This is a genomic window from Arthrobacter sp. AFG20 (assembly GCF_002892795.1).
GTDB lineage: Bacteria > Actinomycetota > Actinomycetes > Actinomycetales > Micrococcaceae > Arthrobacter.
Genome location: NZ_PJMC01000005.1, coordinates 23411 through 47338, shown reverse-complemented (window position 1 = coordinate 47338; position 23928 = coordinate 23411). Strand labels below are relative to the sequence as shown.

General features: G+C 68.2%; 17 protein-coding genes. 6 read left to right on the top strand and 11 right to left on the bottom strand.

Going from position 1 to position 23928, the window contains the following annotated elements; translation table 11 throughout:
• Positions 1-44: 44 nt before the first annotated feature.
• On the bottom strand, positions 45-1196 hold the full coding sequence (locus tag CXZ05_RS07250; protein WP_102971954.1) for a PDZ domain-containing protein: 1152 nt from the start codon (positions 1194-1196) through the stop codon (positions 45-47).
• Between the two features lie 222 nt (positions 1197-1418).
• Here CXZ05_RS07250 and CXZ05_RS07245 point away from each other — a divergent pair, with 222 nt between their 5' ends.
• Positions 1419-2876: a zinc-dependent metalloprotease gene (locus tag CXZ05_RS07245; protein ID WP_102971953.1), complete on the top strand. Its 1458-nt coding sequence runs from the start codon at positions 1419-1421 to the stop codon at positions 2874-2876.
• A 13-nt stretch (positions 2877-2889) separates the two neighbouring features.
• Here the strand turns inward: CXZ05_RS07245 and CXZ05_RS07240 are convergent, their stop codons facing one another.
• The 3 genes from CXZ05_RS07240 to nudC form a co-directional block, all read right to left on the bottom strand.
• A complete protein-coding gene (locus CXZ05_RS07240; protein WP_102971952.1) occupies positions 2890-3525 on the bottom strand; it encodes a M48 family metallopeptidase in 636 nt (211 codons plus the stop codon).
• Positions 3525-5657, bottom strand: coding sequence for an ATP-dependent DNA helicase UvrD2 (locus tag CXZ05_RS07235; RefSeq protein ID WP_102971951.1), 2133 nt, complete (start codon positions 5655-5657; stop codon positions 3525-3527). Before CXZ05_RS07235 ends, CXZ05_RS07240 begins: the two co-directional genes overlap by 1 nt.
• An 86-nt stretch (positions 5658-5743) precedes the next feature.
• A complete protein-coding gene (gene nudC / locus CXZ05_RS07230) occupies positions 5744-6796 on the bottom strand; it encodes an NAD(+) diphosphatase (protein WP_102971950.1) in 1053 nt (350 codons plus the stop codon).
• A gap of 164 nt (positions 6797-6960) precedes the next feature.
• On the opposite strand from nudC, the gene CXZ05_RS07225 reads away from it, so the two are divergent.
• Positions 6961-8310, top strand: coding sequence for a phosphotransferase (locus CXZ05_RS07225; RefSeq protein ID WP_258006482.1), 1350 nt, complete (start codon positions 6961-6963; stop codon positions 8308-8310).
• Positions 8311-8359: 49 nt separating this feature from the next.
• Here the strand turns inward: CXZ05_RS07225 and CXZ05_RS07220 are convergent, their stop codons facing one another.
• The 3 genes from CXZ05_RS07220 to CXZ05_RS07210 form a co-directional block, all read right to left on the bottom strand.
• On the bottom strand, positions 8360-11818 hold the full coding sequence (locus tag CXZ05_RS07220) for an ATP-dependent DNA helicase (protein WP_102971948.1): 3459 nt from the start codon (positions 11816-11818) through the stop codon (positions 8360-8362).
• On the bottom strand, positions 11815-15063 hold the full coding sequence (locus CXZ05_RS07215; RefSeq protein WP_258006500.1) for an ATP-dependent DNA helicase: 3249 nt from the start codon (positions 15061-15063) through the stop codon (positions 11815-11817). The genes CXZ05_RS07220 and CXZ05_RS07215 overlap by 4 nt, the downstream gene beginning before the upstream one ends.
• 140 nt (positions 15064-15203) lie before the next feature.
• Positions 15204-15620 carry an MGMT family protein gene (locus tag CXZ05_RS07210; protein ID WP_102971947.1) on the bottom strand — a complete coding sequence of 139 codons (417 nt, stop codon included), beginning with the start codon at positions 15618-15620 and terminating at the stop codon, positions 15204-15206.
• Between the two features lie 144 nt (positions 15621-15764).
• On the opposite strand from CXZ05_RS07210, the gene CXZ05_RS07205 reads away from it, so the two are divergent.
• The 4 genes from CXZ05_RS07205 to CXZ05_RS07190 all read left to right on the top strand — a co-directional run bounded on the left by CXZ05_RS07205 (position 15765) and on the right by CXZ05_RS07190 (position 19453).
• A complete protein-coding gene (locus CXZ05_RS07205; RefSeq protein WP_102971946.1) occupies positions 15765-16475 on the top strand; it encodes a 3'-5' exonuclease in 711 nt (236 codons plus the stop codon).
• 297 nt (positions 16476-16772) lie between these two features.
• Positions 16773-17843 carry a methionine ABC transporter ATP-binding protein gene (locus CXZ05_RS07200; protein ID WP_102971945.1) on the top strand — a complete coding sequence of 357 codons (1071 nt, stop codon included), beginning with the start codon at positions 16773-16775 and terminating at the stop codon, positions 17841-17843.
• Positions 17840-18511, top strand: a complete 672-nt coding sequence (locus CXZ05_RS07195; RefSeq protein WP_102971944.1) for a methionine ABC transporter permease — start codon at positions 17840-17842, stop codon at positions 18509-18511. The genes CXZ05_RS07200 and CXZ05_RS07195 overlap by 4 nt, the downstream gene beginning before the upstream one ends.
• 96 nt (positions 18512-18607) lie before the next feature.
• On the top strand, positions 18608-19453 hold the full coding sequence (locus CXZ05_RS07190; protein ID WP_102971943.1) for a MetQ/NlpA family ABC transporter substrate-binding protein: 846 nt from the start codon (positions 18608-18610) through the stop codon (positions 19451-19453).
• An 88-nt stretch (positions 19454-19541) separates the two neighbouring features.
• Here CXZ05_RS07190 and hemL read toward each other — a convergent pair whose 3' ends face one another.
• The 4 genes from hemL to CXZ05_RS07170 are packed head-to-tail and all read right to left on the bottom strand — an operon-like array spanning position 19542 to position 23903.
• Positions 19542-20873: a glutamate-1-semialdehyde 2,1-aminomutase gene (gene hemL, locus CXZ05_RS07185; RefSeq protein WP_102972184.1), complete on the bottom strand. Its 1332-nt coding sequence runs from the start codon at positions 20871-20873 to the stop codon at positions 19542-19544.
• A gap of 13 nt (positions 20874-20886) precedes the next feature.
• On the bottom strand, positions 20887-21999 hold the full coding sequence (locus CXZ05_RS07180) for an LLM class flavin-dependent oxidoreductase (protein ID WP_102971942.1): 1113 nt from the start codon (positions 21997-21999) through the stop codon (positions 20887-20889).
• Positions 21999-22979, bottom strand: a complete 981-nt coding sequence (gene hemB, locus CXZ05_RS07175; RefSeq protein WP_102971941.1) for a porphobilinogen synthase — start codon at positions 22977-22979, stop codon at positions 21999-22001. The genes CXZ05_RS07180 and hemB overlap by 1 nt, the downstream gene beginning before the upstream one ends.
• A 42-nt stretch (positions 22980-23021) precedes the next feature.
• Entirely contained in the window at positions 23022-23903 is an 882-nt protein-coding gene (locus CXZ05_RS07170; RefSeq protein WP_308410996.1) for a uroporphyrinogen-III synthase, read from the bottom strand.
• Positions 23904-23928 lie beyond the last annotated feature (25 nt).

Below are 23928 nucleotides of genomic sequence, written 5' to 3'. Positions count from 1 at the left end.
ATAAGAGCCACGAGCGGACCGGAGCCTTAGTTCCTCGATTTAGTCTAGTTGTTGGTGCAGCCTGGAAGTCCCGACGTGTCGGCACCCTTGGCGGCCAGCTCGACGGCCGATTTTGCCTCGTCCAGGTTTTCCACCTTGACCACCTGCAGCCCGTCCGGAATATGCCCCACAACCTCTGTGCAGTTCGCCGCAGGGGCCAGGAACATAGAGGCGCCGTCAGCCCGGGCACCGTGCATCTTCACGGCAATGCCGCCGATCGGGCCCACCACGCCGTCGGGGCTGATAGTGCCGGTCCCCGCGATGTGTTTTCCGCCGGTGAGATCCCCGGGCGTCAGGGTGTCCATGATTCCCAGGGCAAACATCATCCCGGCGCTCGGTCCGCCCACTTTGTCCAGGGATATCTTCACGTCGAACGGGAACGTGAAGCGGTACTGCAGCAGCACGCCCAGGATGTACCGTCCGGACGGGTTCTTTGCCGGCGTCACGGTTTCCGTGACCTGCTTGCCGTCCCGGCTTACGACGACCGTGGCGGGCTTCCCCTTTCCGGCGGCCAGTTCTTCCTGGATCACCTCCAGTGACGTGACAGGTTTGGCGTTGAGGGAGGTGAAGACGTCACCCTTCTGCAACTTGCCCTGCGCGGCCGACCCCTCGGACAGGTCCGCCACTTCGAGCTTCTGCCCGTAAGGAATATCGAGTCCTTTCAGGGCCGCCGCCACAGCGTTCTCCTGCGACGTGGCCATGGCCACGGCACTCTCCTGCTGGGATTCCTCCTTGGTTACTCCCGTCGGGAAGATCAGTTCCTCGGGGTACACCGCCTTGGAGCCGTCCAGCCAGGCCGAGAACGCCTCAAAGACGCTGACGGGACCGTTGGGGCCCCCGTCGACGTAGACAGTGGTGAGATCGAGGTTCCCCTTGGCCGGGAACGTCTCGCGGCCGGAAACGCTGATCACCGGCTTCGTGTTTTCCGTGCCCAGTGTGTTGAACGTGGGCCCTGGCGATTCCACCACATACGGGACCGGGAGGACGGCGGCCGTCACGCCCAGCCCGAGCGCAAGAAGCCCGGACAGTGTCATCGCGGAGATGCGGGGATCCCTGCCCCGGGCACGCCGGGCCTCCCGGGTTCCATCGGGAATCCCGCCACCGGCGGCGGGCGCCGGAGACTCCTCTGCGGGCTGGCCGCCCTTGGTAATCGTCACTGAAGGACCTCTCCGCACCGCGTCGTTCAGCGCTGCACCGCGGCCGCAGCCCGGCGGACGGCCGGGGCGCAGCCTACATACGTTCCGGCTTCTAACAGTACGCGTCCCGGTCCGCCGTTAGCGCTTTGCCTACAGCGAACGTTCCCCCTTTCGGCAGACAGCCGCTCCCGCACAGGGGTAGCGTGAAGTTGATTAATAGTCACACCGACGATCGGCGGGATCATGACCTCCAATCCACTCAATCCGTCCAATGGCGACGAAAATCCAAAGGATCCGCTCGCTGAGATGCTGCAGAACCTCATGGGCGGCAAGGGCCTGGGTGACATTGACCCCGCAGAACTGGCCAAAGCCGCCGGACTGCCGAACGATCCCAACCTGCTGGCCCAGATGTTCTCCCAGGTGCAGGCCATGATGAGCGCGCCCTCGGAGGGCCCGGTCAACTGGAAACTCGCCCATGACAACGCCCGCCGCGTCGCCGCAGGCAGCTCCGACCCCTCGGTCACGGCCGCGCAGTCACGCGAAGTGGATGAGGCGCTGCGGCTGGCCGAACTGTGGCTCGACCAGGTCACCGACCTGCCCGCCACAGGCCTCATCGGCAAGGCATGGTCCCGGGCCGAATGGGTGGAGGAGACACTTGGCACCTGGAAGCGCCTGACGGAACCCGTGGCCAACAGTGTGGCCAACGCCCTCTCCACCGCCATGACGGAGCAGATGCCCGAGGAGATGAAGTCCATGATGGGCGGCGCCTCGTCCATGCTGCAGAACGTGGGCGGTGCCATCTTCGGCATGCAGCTGGGCCAGGCCATCGGTGCCCTGTCCACCGATGTGGTCAGCTCCACGGACATCGGAGTTCCCTTGGCCGACCTGGAGATGGCGCTGCTTCCCGGCAATGTGGCCAAGTTCGGCGAGGGGCTCAGCCTTCCCGAAAACGACATCCGGCTCTTCCTCGCCGTCCGCGAGGCCGCCCATGCCCGCCTGTTCGTCCAGGTTCCGTGGCTGCGCGGGCACCTGCTGGGTGCCATTGAGGCCTACGCCCGAGGCATCCACATCGACACGTCGCGGATCGAGGAGCTGGCGCGGGACCTTGATCCCAGCAACCCGGAGGGGATCCAGGAGGCCCTTTCGCAGGGCGTCTTCATGCCGCAGCGCACGCCGGAACAGGATCAGGCCCTGCAGAAGCTGGAGACGGCCCTTGCCCTCGTCGAGGGGTGGGTGGACGAGCTCACCGCTGCCGCCACGGAAAAGGTCCTCCCCTCTGCTGCAGCGCTCCGCGAAACGGTCCGCCGCCGCAGGGCCACCGGCGGTCCCGCGGAACATGCGTTCGCTTCGCTCGTCGGGCTGGAGCTGCGGCCCCGCCGGCTCCGCGAAGCCGCCACGCTGTGGGCGTCGCTCAAGGCCGAACGCGGCATCGACGGCCGCGATGCCATCTGGAAGCATCCGGACCTGCTCCCCACCGCCGAGGATCTTGACGATCCCAAGGGATTCAGCGAACGCCGCAAGCTCGCCGAGGCCAGTGACAGCGAAGTGGACGATGCCCTTCAGAAGCTGCTGAACGGCGGCTTTGACAGCCCCGCTGAAGGCGAGTCCGAGAAGGGTGACGCGGCCGAAACCACCGAAGGCGGGGACGGCGACACCGAAAAGACCGACGGCGACGAAGACGGCGACGCTCCGAAGAGCTAGGCGTACCCGCTGGTTAGTAGAGGCCGACGTCGGAGGGCAACCTCTCGCCGTCGGCCTCCTGCGGTGTGCCTGCGTCGCCGGCCGGCAGGCCGCGCGACGTGGCAAACGACACGCCCTCCAGGAAAGCCTTGGCGCGCTCCGTTTCGGGGTACGCCTCCAGCAGCTTCCAGAACGCCGCGTTATGGCCTGCCACCAGCAGGTGCGCCAGTTCATGCAGCAGCACGTAGTCGATAACCCATTGCGGCATGGGCCGGAGCTTGTCGGAAAGCCGGATGGACCCGTCCGAGGGGGTGGCTGAACCCCAGCGGGAGTTTTGGTTGCTGACCCACCGGACCGATGTCGGGGCCGACCTGCCGCCCAAGTACCTGGCAGAGAGCTGCGCAGCGTGCGCGGCCAGCGCTGCGTCCGAGGACGGCCGCCGCCCCGCACCGCTGGAACGCTTCTCCCCCTGGGTCCGGAGCTTCTCCAGCATCCGGTGAACCCAGTCCGCCTCCTGCGCCCGGCTGAAGTGGGCGGGGATGGCGACGACGGCGGTGCCGTTCTCCCAGAAGGCCGCAACCGTGCGGCGCCGGCGGGCGGAACGCCGAACCTCCACCGGAGCCCCGCCATGGGTGGTCAGTGGCATGCCGGTCTCTTGTTTTCCGCGCATCAGAGGGTGCTGCTTTCCGTCAGCACCGCGAGGACCGCCTCGCCGTACCGCTCCAGTTTGGACGGGCCAACCCCCGCGAGCCGGGCCAGTTCCTCGAGCGAGGACGGCCGCGCTTCGGCGATGGCGGTGAGGGTTGCGTCGGTGAAAACCACGAAGGCCGGGACGTCGGCGGAGTGCGCGACCTCCTTGCGCCATTCACGGAGCGCGTTGAACGTCTGCTCTTCATAGCTGGGAGGGCACTGGCTGCAGCGGCCGACCTTCCGCTCGGCTCCGCTGGCCAGCATGCTGCCGCACACCCGGCAGGATGCTGGGGCGGCCGCCTTCCGGCGCGGCGCGGGTCCCCTCCCCCGTGCGGCCGAGCTTGCCACGGAGTCCGGGCGCAGCCCGTCGAGGAAGCGGGACGGCTTCCGGTTGGCACGCCCGCCAGGGGTGCGGGCGGTGGACCACGAGAGGGACAGGTGCTCGCGGGCTCGCGTGATACCGACATAAAGCAGCCGGCGTTCCTCGTCCACTGCGGCGGGATCGTCCGCGAAGGAGATGGGCATGAGCCCCTCGCTCAGCCCCACGAGGAATACCGCGTCCCATTCAAGGCCTTTCGCCGCGTGCAGGGACGCCAGTGTGACCCCCTGGACGGTGGGGGCGTGCTGGGCGACGGAGCGTTCCTGAAGCTCGTTGACGAAGTCAGCCAGGCCAAACTGCGGCCCGCGGTTCTTCGCCAGCTCGTCCGCCAGAGCCACCAGCGCGGCCAGGGATTCCCAGCGTTCCCGCAGGGCACCGCCGCTGTGCGGCGCGGTGTCCGTGTAACCCAGCGACGCGACGATGTCGCGTACCAGCTGGCCCAGCGGCTGGGGATCGGACTCGGATACGGCACGGGTGGCCGCACGGAGCTGGAGGATCGCGTCGCGGACCTCCTTCCGGGCAAAGAACCGCTCGCCGCCGCGCAGCTGGTAGCCGATCCCGGCCGACGCCAGAGCCTGCTCGTAGGCCTCTGACTGGCCGTTGGTCCGGAACAGGACAGCGATCTCACTCGCCGGCACGCCGTCGTCGAGGAGTGTGCGGATCTTGCCGGCGACCGTCGCAGCCTCGGCTTCGTCATCCGTGCACTCCGTGAATTGCGGCAGGGGTCCCGGGTTCCGCTGGGCCACGAGCTTCAGCGGCGTGGCCCAGGCAGCATCGGCCACCGGTCCGCCGCTCCGGCGCGACGCCAGGAGATCGTTGGCCAGCTTGACCACCTGCGGAGTGGAACGGTAGTCCCGCACCAGCTTGACCACGTTGGCGTCCGGGTACTGGGCCTTGAACCCGAGGAGGTGCTTCGGGGAGGCTCCGGTGAACGAGTAAATGGTCTGGCTGGCGTCACCCACGACGCACAGTTCGTTGCGGCCGCCGAGCCAGAGCTCCAGGAGCCGCTGCTGCAACGGGGAAACGTCCTGGTATTCGTCCACCACGAAGTGCCGGTACTGTTCCCGGACGGTCGCCGCCACCTTGGGGTCTTCCTGCAGGATGCCTACAGTAATCAGGAGGACGTCCTCGAAGTCGATGACGTTGCGGTCGGTCTTGACGTCCTCGTAGGCCTGGAACACCCGGGCCACGGCCGTGAGGTCAAAGCCGCCCGGCGCGCCCCTGTCCTGCGCATTTTCCAGATAGTTGGCGGGGGTCAGCATGGATACCTTGGCCCACTCGATTTCCGACGCCAGGTCGCGGATGGAGGCACGGTCGGTGCTCAGCCGAAGCCGGCGGGCGGCCTCGGCGATCATTTGTGCCTTATGGTCCAGCAGATTGGGCAGCGCCCCGCCTACCGCCTGCGGCCAGAAAAACTGGAGCTGCCGCAGCGCGGCCGCGTGGAACGTCCTGGCCTGGACGTTGCCAACCCCAAGATCGCGGAGCCGGCTGCGCATTTCCGCTGCCGCCCGTGCCGTAAACGTGACCGCCAGCAGCCGCTGCGGACTGTAGACCCCCGAGTGCACGCCGTAGGCGATCCGGTGGGTGATGGCGCGGGTCTTGCCGGTGCCGGCTCCGGCGAGCACGCAGAGCGGGCCGGTCAGGGTGGTGGCCACTTCCCGCTGCTCCGCGTCGAGGCCGCCAAGGATCCGGTCCTCGAGGGAGGCGTTGCCATCAGGATTTTCTGTCGTCACTTCTTGCTGCTTGCTTCATGTGGATGGATGGGCTGCTCCGCCATGGTGGCGTCGACGGTATGCATGCTGCCGGCCGGGCGTGCCGGTCAGTCGTCGGCCGGACGGTCCTGGATCACGCCGCCGTACCAGTGCTCGATGAGGGACCTGGCGATGGAGAGCCTGGTGGAGATGGTGATTTCGCCGCTCAGCACTGCCTCCTGGAGTTCCTCCCGGCTGAACCAGCGCGCCCGGGTGACCTCGACGCCGTCGGGCTTTGCTTCCGTGTCGTCGGTGACGGCAGTAAAGCCGAGCATAAGGGACGCCGGGAACGGCCACGACTGGGAGCCGAGGTACTGGCATGCCCTGACCCGCACGCCCACCTCTTCCTGGATTTCCCGGACGACGGCCTGTTCGAGGGATTCCCCGGGCTCGACGAATCCGGCCAGCGTGGAGTAGTTCTTCGCATCCAGCGGACCGCCGCCGCCCAGCAGGACGCGGCCGTCCGGGCCAACCACCGTAACAATGATGGCCGGATCGGTGCGCGGATAGTGTTCGGAGTTGTCAGCTGGGCACCGCCGTACCCATCCGCCGGCCTCCACGTTTGTGACGGCGCCGCACCGGGGGCAGTGGGTGTGGGTGGCGTGCCAGTTGGCAATGGCACTGGCCTCAACGAACAGGGCGGTGTGCGTCGCGTCCAGTTGCGCGGCGACGTCCCGGAAGCCTTCCCAGGTGGCGCCGGCGGGCAGGCCGGCCGTCCCGGGGTCCACCGGTTCCGGCAGAATGAAGAGCAGGACACCCGTTCCGGCAGGCAGGTCCTCGGAGCCGAGGGCCGCGCCAAGATAGATGACGTGCGCAGGTCCGGACGCCGCCCCCTCAAGCCGGTCCAGCAGCGGTCCGGCCTCTGCCAGAACGAGCGCGTCCCCGTCCACCAGCGCATGCCGGCCGGACAGGAGCATGGCTTTGGCCATTCCGGCGGCGAGCAGGTCCGGAACGAGGCCTGGCCTCATCCGTTCAACGGACCCCCTGTTGACCATTGCCGGCCGAACCGGCAGCACGGTGTCGAAGAGATGGTTGGCCGGCAGTTCGCGTGCCGGCAGCTGGTTTTCCGGCACCGGGCCTGCCGCTTGACCGACCGGCACAGCGGCCTCCGCATGACTCATGTATCCACCGTACTGACTCGCAGTGACAATTTACATTTCGGGAGGGCGCCGGGCGGCCCTGACACGGCGTCTGGTCTGGCCCCGCGGTACCCATATTTGGGCGGATCTCGAGACTCGCCGCGACACATCGTTGTCTTGGACGCCGCTCAATCTACCGTGGAACCGTGAGAAGAGAACCAATCGAACTGGCAGCTGTGGCCACCGCGGCAGTCCCCGGACTGAGCCCGACTGCAGTGAGCTCTGCCCCGGATGACCCGGCAGACTTTGATTCGGCCCTCCTTCTTGATGCCGAAGGCAAGCGCTGGCGCGTCCGCTCACCCCGGCACGCGGAAGCAAGCACCAGGCTGGAGACCGAGTTCCTGGTGCTGCGCGCCTTCGCGCCGGCCATCCGGGCCGAACTGCCGTTTCTCATGCCGACCGTGGCCGGCACCGTCCGGCAGCAGGACCTGACCACCTTCGTGTACTCCCACCTCCAAGGCACCACGCGCACCGTGGAAGAGCTGACGGCGGGCCCTCAGGAGCTGGCGAGGGAGATCGGCACGGCCCTGGCGGCCATTCACGACCTGCCCCGCGCGTTGGTGAGCAACGCCGACCTTCCCAGTTACACCCCGAACGAGTTCCGGCAACGCAGGCTCAACGAACTCGACATGGCCGCGACCACGGGCAAGATTCCGGCACTCCTGCTCCGGCGCTGGGAGCACGCCATGGAAGATGTCTCGCTGTGGCGGTTCAACCCGTGCGTGGTGCACGGCGACCTGCACGAGGACAACCTGCTGGTCGAGGACCACCGCGTCACTGCCGTCACCGGCTGGACCGACCTGCGCATCGGCGACCCCGCCGACGACCTCGCCTGGCTCGTGGCATCCAATGAGCACGAATTCGTCGACGCCGTGGTCAAGCACTACACAGCGAAGCGCCGGGACGCGCCGGACAACCACCTGCTGCGCCGCGCCGCGCTCTCCGCCGAGTTTGCGCTGGCCCAGTACCTCGTCAAAGGCATCGCGGCGGCCGACGCCGACATGATCGCCGAGGCCGAAGGCATGCTTTCCACACTGGCCGACGACATCGCCGAATACGGCGGCCAGCCCATCAGCGTGGAACCGCTGCCGCCGGCCCAGCCCGCCTCCCCACCAACCGGCCAGGCACCGGCCGCTCCCGGCCTCGTTGACGCCCCGGCAGCCACCGACATCTCGGAGGCCATGCCCGCCGTCCACGTCATGCCCATCCCTGTCGACGTGACACCGATCCCGGTCGAGGTGACGCCGATCCCGGTCGAGGTGGCGCCTATCCCGGCTGACGGGGAGAACGCCGAGGGCAGCAGCCACCAGCCGTCAGGGCAGGACGCATCAAAGAGTGCACGGAATGACGACGTGGCGGAGGATGCCGGCCCATCTGACCATGCTGAAGCCAACGGGCCCCACGACGAGGCACAGGAGGAAGCCCCGGCTCCGAAGCCCTCCGGGGCCGACACCTCCACCGTTGCCCTCACGGTGGTCGACGCGAAGACGACCTAGCAGGCCCGGACGACTGGCCGGGCTGTGCATCCCAACCGGCCCGCGTTTCCTAACTGGCGAGGGCGGCGGCCACGATCCCTTCCAGCTCCGTGCCTGACGCCAGGTCGTGCGGACGCACCACGTGGTTGTCCGCCACGTAAAAGAAGGCAGCCCGCACTTCTTCCAGCGGCACGCCCTTGAGCCTGGCCCAGGCCAGCCGGTACACAGCCAGCTGGACGCTCTTGGTCTTCAGCTGCCCTGCCGACGGCCGGCGGCCGGTCTTCCAGTCCACGAGGTCCCAGCCGCCGTCGGCGTCCCGGAACACTGCATCAATGCGGCCGCGGACAACGACGTCGCCGATCCGGGTCTCCACGGGGACCTCCACGTACGCGGGCGATCTGTGTGCCCACCGGGAGTCCTTGAAGGTAGCCACCATGTCGTCCAGGCCGTAGGCCTCGTCAATGTGGTTGTCAGAGCCGGGCGCCTCGCCGAGATCCAGCATGCCCGCCGTTCCAAAGTACTCTTCCACCCAGGCGTGGAAGGCTGTGCCCTTGCGCGCGGACATGCCCGGTTCGCGCGGGACAGGCCTCCTGAGCCGCTGGACCACGGCCTCGGCGTCCTCCCCCAGGTCCACCAGGGTGGACGCCGAGATGTGCCCGGGCAGATGAACATCGCGGCTCCGGGCCCGCCTGGCGCGGCGTTCCAGAAGGAGTGCGGCTTCGCGTTCCCATCCTGCCGCCTGGGGGCGGAGCCCCTGGCCCGCACGGAGTCCCTGCGTACCGGCTTCGACCGCGGCGATTTCGGTGAGCAGCCGCTCGGCGGCACGGTCCATGGCCTCCCGCCGTCCCGGCACTAGCCGCAACCGGTTCCCGCTGCGGGGGTCCACAGGTCCCTCCAGCGGGTCATACGGCCAGGCCGCCACCTCCAGCTCGCGGGTCAGGGGACTTTCCTGGGGCAGGGATTCCTCATCGACAGAGCCGGGATGGATTTCCGCAGTTTCCTGTTCTGCCAGGGGCGCCAGCTCGGCGAGGAACGGCGACATCTCCGCCATCCCGCCGCGCCCGCCCACCCAGGCTCCGCTGGATACCCAGAGCACGTGCTTGGCCCGCGTGTAGGCAACGTAGGCCAGCCTCCGTTCCTCAGCCTCGCCGTGGGCCTGGACGTCGGCCTTGAACATCTTCTCGGCGTCGAGCCACCCCTTCTGGTCCGGCTGGTCCAGATCCCACTGCGGAAGATCTGCACGGTCGCCCCGCAATGGCCATGGCAGGGCGGCGGAACCGCTGCTCCACCTTGAGTCACGGCTGCTGGGGAACGCGCCCGTGTTGAGGCCTGGCACGAACACGACGTCCCATTCGAGTCCTTTCGAGGCGTGCACCGTCAGCAGCTGCACGGCCTCGTGGTTGACTTCCGTGGGCGGCACGTCCAGGCCGCCCTCCTCTGATGCTGCCACTTCGAGCCACGAAAGGAAGGCAAGGACATCCACCCGGTGCGATGTCTGCAGGAACCCGGCGGCAGCGTCCTGGAACGCATCCAGGTTCCGCCGCGCCTGGTGGATGCTGAACCCGGGCCTCGCGGCAACCTCGATGTCCAGCAGCATGGCCCGTTCCACTTCGCCCAGCAGGGTGGTCAGGTCTTCCCCCATCAGCGCCCGAAGCTGCCGCAGCTCCGTGCCGAGGCGATGCAGCCGTTCCCGGGCAGAAGGCGTCAGGCTACGGCCGTGCCCGGACGTCCACCCTTCGTTGGGCAGCCAGTCCAGGGCTTCGACGAGGCTTGCGGCGTCGGTGATGTCGCCCTCGATCACGACGTCGGCGGCCTCCGGATCCTCGTCGCCGGACGGATCGTTTCCGCTCACCCCGCGGCCGTCATCCACCGTGCCGCGGCCGTTATCGGCCATGCCGCGGCGCCGGGCCAGAAACGCGGACCAGTCCCGGAACGCCATGAGGTCGGCGGGCCCGATCCGCCAACGTGCACCGGCCAGGAGCCGCATCAGCGAATCCGACCGGCCGGGGTCGGCCAGGACCCGCAGCGTGGACACCAGGTCCACGATTTCAGGAGTGTCCAGCAGCCCCCCGAGGCCCACAATTTCGTACGGGATCCCGCTGGCCTCGAACTCCTTGCGGAGGCATTCCATCTGGGCGCGCCTGCGGCACAGGACGGCCATGGCAGGCTGGATGCGCGGTTCCGGGGAGGAACCGTCGAAATCCGTGGCCCGGAACCTCAGGAGATCCTTGGCGATCGCCGCTGCTTCATCTTCATCAGTGGCAAAACGGCCAATCACCACGCGGCCCGGCACCGCGGCGGGGCTGGGCTGCAGCGCAGGCACTTCCACGGCCGCGCTGGAAGACCTTTGCCCTGCGGGCCCGGCCTGGGCCGCGGCCGCGTTGAGCGGAGCCGAGATCAGGTTGGCCGCGGCCAGAATGTTGCGGCCGTTCCGCCAGGCAGTGGTCAGGTACGAAACGGGGGCTGGACGCCGGGACGCTGTCCCCGATTGGCCGTCCTCGCAGACCGGAAACTCGTTGACGAAGTGGAACAGCTGTCCGGCGGACGCCCCACGGAAGCCGTAGATGGACTGGTTCGGATCACCCACGGCTGTGACGGCGTGGCCGTCCCCGAAGAGCCTGGAGAACAGCACCAGCTGGGCGTGCGACGTGTCCTGGAATTCGTCCAGCAGCACCACCTTGTAGCGCTGGCGCTCCATCTCGGCGGCCAGGGGCACCTCCCGGGCCACGCGGGCCGCGAGCGCCACGAGGTCGCCGAAGTCCAGGGCTCCGCGTGCTCTTTTGGCTTCCGCATACCGCCCTACGAGCTCTGCCACACTGGCCCTCGTCCGGAGCATGGCCGCCAGCTCGCCGGCGGCCTGGCTGGGGTTCTTTTTTGCCCCTGCCACATGCGGCAGGGCCTCGAACTCGGCGAGCCGCTGCATCAGCCAGCCCTGGACGCCGTCCGGGTCCTGGAGGTGCTCCGCGCACTCCCCCGCGAGCTGGATGACGGCTTGGACGAGGGTGGACTTGGCCACCCTGAAGTGCGAGTACTCGCCGTCGAACGCTTCAACCACCTCACTGGCCAGCTGCCAGGCCTGCGCACCGCCCAGCAGCACGACATCCCGCTCGATCCCGAGCCGCAGGCCGTAGTCCGAGACGATGCCGCTGGCAAACGAGTGGTAGGTGGAAACTTTCGGCTCCAGGGCATCGGCGCTGAGCAGTGCCCCTGCCGCGGCGCCGGCGGCAGTCCGCTGCAGCGCACTGAGCTTGGCGCGGATGCGGCTGGCCAGCTCGCCGGCAGCCTTCCGCGTGAAGGTGACACCGAGGACTTCCTCCGGCCTGACCCAGCCGTTCGCGACCAGCCAGACGACGCGGTCGGCCATGGTGGCCGTCTTGCCTGAGCCCGCGCCGGCGATGACCAGCCGGGGCGCAAGCGGCGAAGAGATGATGGCCGACTGCTCCGCCGTCGGGAGGTTCTTCTCACCCAGCAGGACGGTCAACTCTTCGGGACTGAATCTGGGCTCGGGCAGCTCCGCCGTCCGGCTCATTCGGTAACCTGCTTTCCCCGCGCACACAGCGGACATACTTCCGGCAACCGGCAGCCGTGGCCGCCGAAACCGGCTTTGGCGGGATCGTGCCTTGCCTCGAATTCGTGGCCGGACATCAGCGCGGCTGCGTCGTTCACCATTTCCATCGCCCAGTTGTCCCCCGGGTCCAGCGGATCCTGCTGCTGGATACCCGGGCTCTTGGTGGCTGTGCCCAGCTGGGCCAGCACGGCGCCGCCGGGCTGGGGCTCGGCTTCGGATGCCGCGGTGGTGCCAAAGCCACCAGCCAGTACGGCCGCCTGGTAGGCGCCCAGCTGCGGGTGCCTGCCAAGTTCGGCCTTGCCCGGCTGCCGTTTGCCCGTCTTGAGGTCGACGATAACCAGCCGCCCATCGCCATCGATCTCCAGCCGGTCCACCTGCCCGCGCAGGACGGCTGACCGGGGCCCTGCATCGGTGGGAACATCTCCGCGGGGAACAGCCTCTGGCTCGGGCAGGGTCACCTCGAAGTCCTGCTCGACGCCGGCCAGGCGCCGGCCCTCGCCGCGCATGACCAGGACGTACTGCGCCAGTTTCCGGACCATGGCTTCCGCCCGGCGGAAGTCCAGTTTGCCTTCCCAATTGTCCTTCATGCCCAGGGCCGGCCAACGCTGGACGAGTTCGGCAAGGTATTCAGCTCCGCTGGCATCGGGGAGGTCCTGCGCGATGGCGTGCACCAGGGTGCCGAGGCTGCGGGCGAAGTCCGTGGCCGCCTCGCCTCCGGCGGCCTGGACGAACCAGTCCAGCGGCGACTTCTGCACCGACTCCACCTTGGACGGCGAAACGTACACGGTGCCGCCCGGAGGCACAACACGGTCCACGGACGTCAGCGGGGCCAGCCCCCACCAGGTGTCCGGATGGGCTCCGGGAACTGGCGGCTCCGCCGAGGCAAGGCGGGCCAGGACACGCACGGCCTCGTCCGCCTCCGCGGCCATCCGGCCGTCCAGCTGGGCGTACTGGCGGAGTTCGGCTACGAGCGCACGCAGCGTCAGGGGCCGTTCCACCGGGGTGTAGCCGCGCCCCTCCTGGTCCGGCAGCAGCGGCGCGACGTAGTCCAGGAAGGAGGACGGCTGCTCATCTTCCGACGACACGGCGGTGCACAGCAGCACATCCTTGGCCCGGGATACCGCCGTAGAGAAGCTGCGGAGCTCGTCATAGCGGATCTCCCGCAGCCGGCTCAGCGGGCCGAGCTGGAGCGCATACTCCACGCCATGTTCGACGGCGTCCGCGAACAGTGTGCTGCCCAGGAGCTCGCCGCGGAGGCGGGTATTGGGCCAGACGCCCTCCTGCAGGCCGGCGACGATGACGAACGGCCATTCCCGGCCGGCGGCGCTGGCTGGCGTCATGAGCTCGACGGCGTCGTCAACCTGGGCACGCGCCGCCAGGGTGTCCATGGGCAGTTCCTGGTTCAGCAGGTATTCGAGGAACTGTTCGGGGCCGGATCCGGGCATCTGGTCCACGTAGCGCTCGGCCGTGTGGAACAGCGCCATCATGGCGTCCAGGTCCCGGTCCGCCCGGGCTCCGACCAGCCCGCCTGCAAGGGCCGCGGCAGTCCATGCCGATGCGAGGCCGGTGGAGTGCCAAAGGGCCCACAGCACTGTCTCTGCGTTGGCCCCGGATTCGGCAACGGCCTTCCGGCCGGCCTGGATCATCCGTGCGACCCTGCGGGCCGAGCGGCCCTCGATGCCGAGTGAGCCGAGCGCGCCGGGTTCAAGGAGCGCCTCCACGAGCAGGGCATCGCTGGAGCGGCCGCGGCCGCCGAGCAGTTCCTCCCGCCGAAGCGACTGGCGGAGCCGGCGCAGTTCAAGGGACGTGGCCCCGCCGATCCGGGATGTCAGCAACGACACAGCGGATTCCGGCGTGAGGACTGCCGGGTCCAGGGCCACCGCGTAGGCGTCGAGCAGCGGACGGACGGCCACTTCATCGCGCACAGCGGATTCCGCCACCGGAATCCGCACCGGAATCCCCTGGCCGGAGAGGTAGCGCTGCAGTTGGCTCAGCTGGCCCCCGTTCCGGACAACGACGGCAATGTCCTCGAACGACCGCCCGTCCCTGAGGTGCGCCTCGAGAATTCTTTGGGCCACGTATCGCTGCTCATGCACAGCCGAGGGCAGAAGATGGGCCTCCACGGTGCCGCCTGCCGGCTGGGTGGCGTCACCCGGTTCCCCGGCATTATCAGCAAGGTCAGAGTCAACCGGGTCCAGACGGCGGGCGAGCTGGCCGCCGGCCCGGAGGGAAATCCGGTCCGCCACCCCGAGCCAGGCCCGGGCGACCGCCGGGTGGTGGCGGTGGGCCCGGGACAGCGGCTTCTCAACGACTGTCCGTTCCTCGCCGCCGAGCAGGCCCGGGAGCTCGGCCACGAGGTCCGGCCGCGCTCCGCGGAACCCCTGCACCACCGTGTCCGGTGCGGACGTCACGTAGACATCCTTGCCGGCGGCCACATCGGCCAGGAGTTCGAAGACGGCGGGATTGGCCTCCTGGATGTCGTCCACAAGAATCAGCTGGAGACGGTCGCGTTCGGCCGCCAGGAAGTCCGGAAAATCCTGAAAGAGCTGACGGGCCGCCGTGATGATGCCCGCGGGATCGAACGCCTCCGGCATGCGCAGGTCCAGGACATCGCGGTACTCGGCATACAGTGCCGCAGCGGCGATCCAGTCCGGCCGTCCGCAGGCGTGGCCCAGGCCGGCGAGGTCCTCGGCGGTGCGGCCCGACTCAGTGATGCGGTCGAAGAGCTGGCGGACCTCGTGCCGGAACCCACGGGTAGGGAGGGCGGCCGTGAGGTCATCGGGCCAGGGCAGCCCGAGGCCCGGCAGGGCGTGGCCCTCCAGCAGCTCCTTGATGATGAGGTCCTGTTCGGGGCCTGACAGGAGCCGCGGCGCCTTCGACAGCGGCAGGAGCCCTTCCGCCTTGGCACGGCGGATGAGATCAAAGGCATACGCCGCCCAGGTGCGGGCAGGGGTGGTGCTCAGGCTCCGGTTCAGCCTGGCAGTAAACCGGTCCCGCAGGGTGTCGGCCGCAAGCCGTCCGGGGGCGAGAATGAGGATCCGCTCGGGGTCCACCCCTTCCGCTTCCACCCGGCGGATGGCCGCTTCAATGAGCACGGTGGATTTGCCGGTGCCGGGAGCTCCCGGGACCAGTACGGGACCAGCTCCCCGGGGCACTTCGACGGCGGCCCGCTGGTCCGCGGTGAGGACCGGAACGCGGGAGTGCACCTGGCGGGGGGGCAGCAAACGAAGACCCGCAGGGCGAAACGGGGCGGCGGAAAACGAGTCCGCCTGGTCCCGCTCCGAAGCGAGTGCGGATGCCTGATCGGCTGAAGTCTGATCGGCGGAGGTCTGATCGAGTGTTGCGGTCACACGGACATTCCATCACCCGGGACTGACAATTTTCGCAGCGACGCTTCCAGCCGCTCGGCAACCACGTCCAGGGCATCGAAATCGGCGTCCGACGGCGACCAGCGCGCGGCGGTCAGATCCACGCGCCACCGCCCTTCGCCCGTCCTCGCAAACCCGCGAAAGTCCCCGCGGAGGGGCGTGCCTTCCTTCAGGTAGTAGTTGAGAGCCTCGGACTCATGGCCGTCCGGGGCCAATCCGCTGGCCCGCAGCACCCGCCACCATGGCACGCCGCTGCCACAATGGCTCAGCACTGACCCCACCTGCCGCGGCCCTCCGGCGCCAAGAAGCTCCGCGACGTCGCCATAAGCCACCGCCGAACCGGCCGGAATGAGGTCAACCACCGCCAAAACCGCCTCCACGTACTCCGCCCGCATGCCCTCAGACTATCGGCCGGCACGCATCATCAGCGGTCAGGACGGGCGCGGTGTGCCTCTTCCCACAGCGTGTCTTCCCACACCCTGCCGGACACGCGGGGGGCAAGCACCATGGCTGTCGGTGCCGCCGGGTAATTTGGAGCCATGAGCACTTGGAACACTCTCCCCCGGGCCGCGTTCGACCTCGAAACCACGGGCCGCAACTCCCGTGCCGCCCGGATCGTGACGGCTTCTGTCACCGTGGTGGACAGTTCCGGGAACGTGATTCGGGAGCATGAATGGCTGGCTGATCCGGGCGTTGAGATTCCGGCGGAGGCCAGCGAGGTCCACGGGATCACCACCGAACACGCGCGCAGCCATGGCCGGCCTGCGGCCGAGGTCACCAAGGAAGTCGCTGCCGTGCTGCAGGGGCTTTTCGACGACGGCGTCCCGGTGATCGCGTTCAACGCCAGCTACGACTTCACCGTCCTGGCCGCCGAGTCGGCCCGCTACGGCGTGCCGCAGCTGAGCCGGTTCCCCGTCCTGGACCCCTACATCATGAACAAGCAGGTGGACCGGTACCGGAAGGGCAAGCGGACGCTGACCGCCCTGTGCGAGGAGTACGGCGTGGACCTGGAAAACGCCCACACATCGGCCGCGGACGCCTTGGCAACGCTGCGCATGCTCGATGCCATGGCCGGCAAGTTCCCCAAGCTCAACATACCGGCCAGTCAACTGCACCAGCTTCAGGTGGACTGGGCTGCAAGCCAGGCCGCCGACTTCCAGCAGTACCTCCGCAAGACCAAACCCGCCGCCGTCATCGAGGGCGACTGGCCGGTGCTGCCTCCTGAGGATGCCAGCCGGGGCGGCTTCTAGATCCAAGCGGAAATAAGCCAGAGAGGCATTGCAGGAACAGATCCGAACCCGCTGGGACGAAGATCACAGGTCCCGCCTAAAGCCCGGGGAGGAATCCCGCCGCCATCCTGATTCAGGAAGTCTCTTGGGAGCCGCCAATCACGCGGTCTCATGAGCGCAACAGCAGTCAATGGCGCGGCTGACGCGCCGTTGGCCGAACATTGTTCGGAAGTGGCTGGCATATCCTTGCGCTGACATAATTTAGTTCAGAACCGTGCTTGTGCTATGCCCTGCCCAAGTCCTACCTCCTGAGGATAAATGATCACAGTCACCGACCTGCGCAAGGTCTACCGTCAGGGGAAAAAGGAAGTGGTGGCCCTTGACGGGGTTTCGCTTTCTGTCCCCAAAGGCTCCATCCACGGCATCATTGGCCACTCCGGAGCGGGCAAGTCCACCCTGGTGCGCTGCCTGACACTGCTGGACCGCCCGACGTCGGGGTCGGTCAGCATTGACGGTACCGAACTGAGCTCTGTCAGGGACTCGGAAATCCGCGCCGCCCGCCGCCGCATCGGTATGGTCTTCCAGCACGCGAACCTCATGGATTCGCGCACGGCCGCCGGAAACGTGGCCCATCCCATGGAACTGGTCAAGGCGCCGAAGGACAAGATCCGGGCCAAGGTGGCCGAGCTGCTGAAACTTGTGGGCCTCGAAGGCTTCGAGAATGCATACCCCTCCCAGCTTTCCGGCGGGCAGCGCCAGCGCGTTGGCATCGCCCGCGCCCTGGCATCCGACCCGGATGTCCTGCTGTGCGACGAGCCCACGTCCGCGCTGGATCCCGCCACCACCGATGAAATCCTCGACCTGATCCAGGACCTGACCCGCCGCCTGCAGCTCACGGTGCTCATCATCACCCATGAGATGCACGTGGTGAAGCGCGTCTGCGGTTCCGTGTCCCTGCTGTCCAAGGGGCAGGTCATCGAGTCCGGCCCGCTCGCCGAGGTCGCCTCGGACCTGGACAGCAAGTTGGCGCGGGCACTTCTGCCCCTGCCGGTGTCGGAACCCATCAAGGGTGCGCTCCAGGCCGGGCCGGTACTGGAAATTCTCTTCTCCGGCGAGGGCGCCAAGGAGCCCGTGCTCACGGGAGTGGCACGGCATTTCGACATTGACCTGAACGTTCTTGCCGGCAGCGTCGAAACTCTGGGCGGCCAGCAGTTCGGCCACCTGCGGGTCCAGCTGGGCGACGACGCCGACCGCGACGCCGTCCTGGGCTACCTCCGCAACCGCGGCATCAGCGCCAAGCTGGCCGGTTCCACCGCCGACGAGGCGGAACTGTCTGAATTCGCCCCGGCGGACACTGACTTCGCCGCCGAGACGGGAGACTCCAAGTGAACGAGATCTTCAGCAACCCTGTCCTGGCCAAGGCACTGCCGGAGGCCATTGTCGAAACCCTCCAGATGGTGGGTATCTCTGCCTTCTTCACCGTGCTGGTCGGACTGCCGCTCGGCGTCTTCCTGCACGTCACCGTCCCCGGCGGGCTGCGGCCCATGCCGGTGGTCAACCGGATCGTCAGCGACATCGTCGTGAACATCACCCGATCCATCCCCTTTGCGATCCTGATGGTGGCCCTGATCCCGCTCGCCCGGCTCCTCGTGGGGACCAGCCTCGGACCGGTCGCTGCCTCCGTTTCGCTCTCCATCGGAACCATCCCGTTCTTCGCCCGCCTGGTAGAGGCCTGTCTCCGCGACGTCCACCACGGCAAGATCGACGCTGCCCAGGTGATGGGCTCCACCCGGATGCAGGTCATCAGCAAGGTGATGCTGCCCGAATCCCTGCCCGCGCTCGTTGCAGCCGCGACCACCACTGTTGTGACCCTGGTGGGCTACAGCGCCATGGCCGGTCTCGTCGGCGGCGGCGGATTGGGCAAACTCGCCTACAACTACGGCTTCCAGCGCTTCGACGTCACGGTCATGATCGTCACCATCGTGCTGATCATTGTCCTCGTCCAGCTCATCCAGCTCACGGGTGAATGGATCTCCCGCAGCCTGGACCACCGCTAAAAGTCTTCACCGCAGGGAGTAGCCGCTCACTGCACCTGAATAGGATCTCCCGGCGCCGCCGTCGGGATCCAGGTTATTTCGAAAGGAACGCATCCCATGCGTAAATCACTCACCCTCCTCGCCACTGGCATCGCCGCGGCCCTGGCACTGACCGGGTGCGGCGGTTCCTCCGCTCCCAGCGCCGAGTCCAGCCAGGCCCTTGACCCGGCCAAGCCCGTCACCCTTACCGTCGGCGCCAGCCCCGTTCCGCAGGCCAAGATCCTTGAATTCCTTAACCAGGACCTCGCCCCGAAGGCCGGCCTCAAGCTGGACATCAAGGAGATCGAGGACTACCAGACGCCCAACACCGCGCTGAGTGACGGCTCACTGGACGCCAACTACTACCAGCACCTGCCGTGGTTCGAGGACCAGGTCAAGACCAAGGGCTACGACTTTGGCCACGGCTCGGGCGTCCACATCGAGCCGTACGCTGCCTTCTCCGAGAAGGTCAAGAACATCAGCCAGATCAAGGACGGCGCCAAGATCGCCATCACCAACGACCCCTCCAACCAGGTGCGGGCGCTCCGGGTGCTGGAAAAGGCCGGCCTGGTCAAGGACATCAAGGATGACACCTCCGTCATCGGCCTGACTGATGCCCAGAACCCGAAGAAGCTGAAGTTCTCCGAGAACCAGCCTGAACTGCTGATCAACGACCTGAAGGATCCCTCCGTGGATCTGGCCCTGATCAACGGCAACTTCATCCTCAAGGCCGGGCTCAGCACCACCGACGCCCTGGCCGTGGAATCCACCGAGAACAACCCCTACGCCAACTTCCTGGCCTGGCGCTCGGAGTCCAAGGACGACCCGCGCATCAAGAAACTGGACGAACTCCTGCACTCCGCCGAGGTCAAGGCATTCATCCAGAAGGAATGGCCCAACGGTGACGTGACTGTAGCCTTCTAGGCCAGCAGGACACCGAGAACCAAAAAACTCTGGCACCCGCCGCGGCGGGTGCCAGAGTTTTTTAATCGAGAGAAAGTCCGACGGCGATCTAGGCCTTCGCTGCGGCGGCCGCCTCCGCGGCGGCGGGCAATGCCTCGAAGATCCGGTTCATGGCGGCGTCGTCGTGCGCCGCGGACAGGAACCAGGCCTCGAAGACGGAGGGCGGCAGGTAGACGCCCGATTCCAGCATGGAGTGGAAGAAGGGCGCGTAGCGGAACGACTCCTGCTTCAGCGCGTCGCTGTAGTTGTGGACCCCCTGCTCGGACGTGCCGAACGCCACCGAGAACAGGTTGCCGGCGCGCTGGATGGAGTGGTCCACGCCGGCCGCAGCCAGGGCGGCGGACAGGGCGGCGGACAGCTCCAGCGACCGGGCGTCCACAAACGAGTACACGTCCCGGGTGGCGTGCGTCAGGGTGGCGACACCGGCAGCCATGGCCACCGGGTTGCCGGACAGCGTGCCCGCCTGGTACACGGGACCCAGTGGCGCGAGGTAGTCCATGACGTCGGCACGTCCGCCGAGGGCCGCCGTCGGCATGCCGCCGCCGATTACCTTGCCGAACGTGAGAAGGTCCGGGGTCCACTTCTCGGTGGCGTCGGCGGCGCCGCCGGTGAGGCCCCAGTAGCCCGAATATCCGGTGCGGAAGCCGGTCAGGACCTCGTCAACGATCAGCAGCGCGCCGTGGGCGGCGGTGATCCGTGAAAGGCCGGCATTGAAGCCTTCGCCGGGGGTGACCACGCCCATGTTGGCGGGCGCCGCCTCTGTGATGACGGCGGCGATGTTGGGCCCGTGCTCAGCGAACGCGGCCTCAACGGCGCCGAGGTCGTTGTAGGGCAGCACCAGAGTCTCGGCGGCGGTGGCGGCCGTGACGCCGGCGGACCCGGGCAGGGCAAGAGTGGCCACGCCCGAGCCTGCGGACGCGAGCAGCCCGTCGAGGTGCCCGTGGTAGCAGCCGGCAAACTTGATCACCAGGTTGCGGCCGGTGAAGCCCCTGGCGAGCCTGATAGCCGTCATGGTGGCTTCCGTGCCGGTGGAGACCATGCGCAGCCGTTCGACGGCGGAAACGCGTTCCTTGACGATGGCGGCCAGGTTGGCCTCATCGGGGGTCGAGGCACCGAAGGAGAGTCCGCGGTCCACGGCGGCGTGCACGGCGTCGAGGACGGCAGGGTGGGCGTGTCCCAGCAGGGCCGGGCCCCAGGAGCAGACCAGGTCCACGTAGTCCTTGCCGTCGGCGTCGGTCAGGTAGGCGCCCTTGGCCGCCACCATGAAGCGGGGCGTCCCGCCGACGGAACCGAAGGCACGGACCGGGGAGTTCACGCCGCCGGGCATCAGCTGGCGGGCGCGGTCGAAAAGTTCCTCGTTGCGAGGGGTACTGGAAGTCATGGTTCCCATTCTTTCAGTCTGCGGGAGTGTCACCGGACAGGAGCTCGGCCACCCGCGGTGCCACCACGGTGCCGAAGAGTTCGATGCAGCGCATCATGGATTCGTGCGGCAGCGTGCCGTTGCCGTATTTCAGGTCGAAGCGGTCCACGCCGAGGTTCCGCTTGAGCAGCGCGATCTTCTGCGCCACCGTCTCAGGCGACCCGACATACAGGGCACCCTCCGGACCGCACATGGCGTCGAATTCCCGCCGGTTTCCGGGGCCCCAGCCCCGCTCGGCGCCGATCCTGTTCCGCTGGGCAAGCCAGTGCGGAAACAGCTCCTCGCGGGCCGCCTCGTCGGTGTCCGCGATGTGGCCGGGCGAGTGGGTGGCGATCTGCTGCATGGGCCGGCCGTACTTGGCCATCGCCTCGCGGTACAGGTCAACCAGCGGGGCGAAGGCGCGCGGCTGGCCCCCGATAATGGCAAAGATGATCGGGTAGCCGTACTCCGCGCACCGCAGGACGGACTCCGGGGTGCCGCCCACACCGATCCAGGCCGGCAGCAGGTGGTGCTCCAGCGGCGGATACACGCTCAGCCCGGCAAGGGAAGGCCGGGTGCGCCCTTCCCAGTGGACCGGCTTTTGCGCCCGTACCCTGTCGAAGAGCTCCAGCTTCTCCTCGAACAACACCTCGTAGTCCGCCAAGTCCAGGCCGAACAGCGGAAAGGACTCGATGAACGAGCCGCGGCCCAGCATCACCTCGGCGCGGCCGCCGGAGAGGGCGTCCACCGTGGAGAAGCGTTGGAACACCCGGATGGGGTCGTCCGAACTCAGGACGGTCACGGCCGAACCGAGCCTGATGTTGCTGGTCCTGGCCGCGGCGGCCGCCAGAAAGACCTCGGGGGCGGAGACGGCAAAGTCGCGGCGGTGGTGCTCCCCCACGCCGAAGGCGTGAAGTCTGACGGCGTCAGCCAGGACCGCCTGGTCCAGCAGTTCCCGCAGCACCTGGGCGTGCGGCTTCGGCTCGCCGGCACCGTCCACGCCGACGTCGCCGAACGTGTTCAGGCCCAGCAGGATCTGCCCGGGACCCACCGGAGCGGTCGGTCCCCCGGCCGGTGTTGTGGTCTGGCCCGGGGCCGGCGCCTGCATCAGGATTCCTTGAGCCAGCCGGCGATTTCGCTGGCCCAGTAGGTGAGGACCATGTTGGCCCCGGCGCGGCGGATGCCGAGTACTGATTCGGTGATGGCCGCCCGCCGGTCGATCCAGCCGTTGGCGGCGGCCGCCTCGATCATGGCGTACTCGCCAGAGATCTGGTAGGCCGCGACCGGCACGGGGCTCATCCCGGCGACGTCGGCCAGGATGTCGAGGTAGCTCATGGCCGGCTTGACCATCACCATGTCCGCACCCTCGGCAAGATCCAGTTCCACCTCCTGGATGGCCTCGCGGCGGTTGGCGGCATCCATCTGGTAGGTCCTGCGGTCGCCCTTCAGCTGCGAGTCCACCGCTTCCCGGAACGGGCCGTAGAACGCCGACGCGTACTTCGCGGCGTAGGCCACCACGGCGGTGTTCACGTGGCCGGCGCCCTCGAGGGCCTGGCGGATCACGCCGATCTGTCCGTCCATCATTCCGGACGGGCCCAGCACGTGGGCGCCGGCGTCGGCCTGGGCCACCGCCATCTTCGCGTAGATCTCCAGCGTGGCGTCGTTGTCCACGTAGCCGTCGCTGTCGAGGACGCCGCAGTGGCCGTGGTCGGTGAATTCGTCCAGGCAGACGTCGCTCATCACCACGAGGCTGTCCCCCACCTCCGCCCGGACGTCGCGGATGGCCTTGTTCAGGACCCCGTCGGGGTCCAGGGACGCAGTCCCCTCCGCGTCACGGGTCTCGGGAATGCCGAACAGCATGATGCCGCCGACGCCCAGCTCCACGGCCTCGGCTGCCGCGCGTTTGAGGGTGTCGGTGGTGTGCTGCACGACGCCCGGCATGGAGGCGATCGGGTTGGGCTCCGAGAGCCCCTCGCGGATGAACGCGGGAAGGATCAGGTCTGCCGGGGCAAGCCGGTACTCAGCCGTGAGCCTGCGCATGGCGGGGGTGGTGCGGAGCCGCCGGGGGCGGTGGTGCGGAAAGCTCATGTCCTGTCCTTCACTGTGGGCCTGCTGTTGATGAATGGATGCTTAGGGGGCTTCAACGGCCCGGATGACGGCCGCCACGAGCCCCTCCGGCGTGGCCTCCCGGGCCGTGGCAGCCACGACGAGTCCCAGGGCTTCCGCCTCAGCACCTGTCGCCGGGCCGATGGCCACGAGGCGGCAGGAGCCGAGCGGCGCCAGGGTGGTGCCGATGCGCCGCACCGCGCTGGGTGAGGCGGCGACGACGGCGGCCAGGGCGCCGTCGTCGATCTCGGCTTTCGCCTCGGCGGGCGTCAGCAACGGCAGCGCGGGGGCAGTGCCTTCGGTGCCGGTTCCGTCCAGCTCTGCGCCGAGGCGCCGCGCCGGCTCGGCTGGGAAGTTCACGGTGGAATAAGCCACCACGGTGCGCACCCGGGCGCCTTTCGCCGCAAGCCCCTGGGCCAGCGCAGGGGCCGCGATATCGGCCTGCGGCAGCAGCACGTGGGCGGGACCGCCGGGCCACCCGTTGACGATCCCGGCGGCTGAATGTTCCTGCTCCGGCTCGAAGTGCACGCCAATCCCCGCAGCCTCAAGCGCCTTCCGGCTGGCGGGGCCCACCGCGGCAACCCGGGTTCCGGCCGGAAGCCAGTCGCCCAGTTCCACGGCGCGCTCTGCCGCCTTTTCCTTCAAGGCCAGGACGGTGGTGGCACTGCTGACCACGAGCCACTCAAACGTGCCCGCGCCCAGCGCTTCAAAGGCGTCGTCAAGCGCCGCCTGGTCCGGGGCGCGTTCGGCGGCCGTGAGCGGCAGCAGGAGGGGAACGGCGCCGGCCAGCCGCAGTGCCTCCGTGAGGGGCCCGGACCGCTCGGGGCTCCGCGTCACCAGGACGCGGCGCCCTTCCAGCGGACGTTTATCCAGCGGGCGTTCGCCCGCCTCGTCCTCCCCGCTCATCATTTCCATCCGGTGGCCGGCTGCG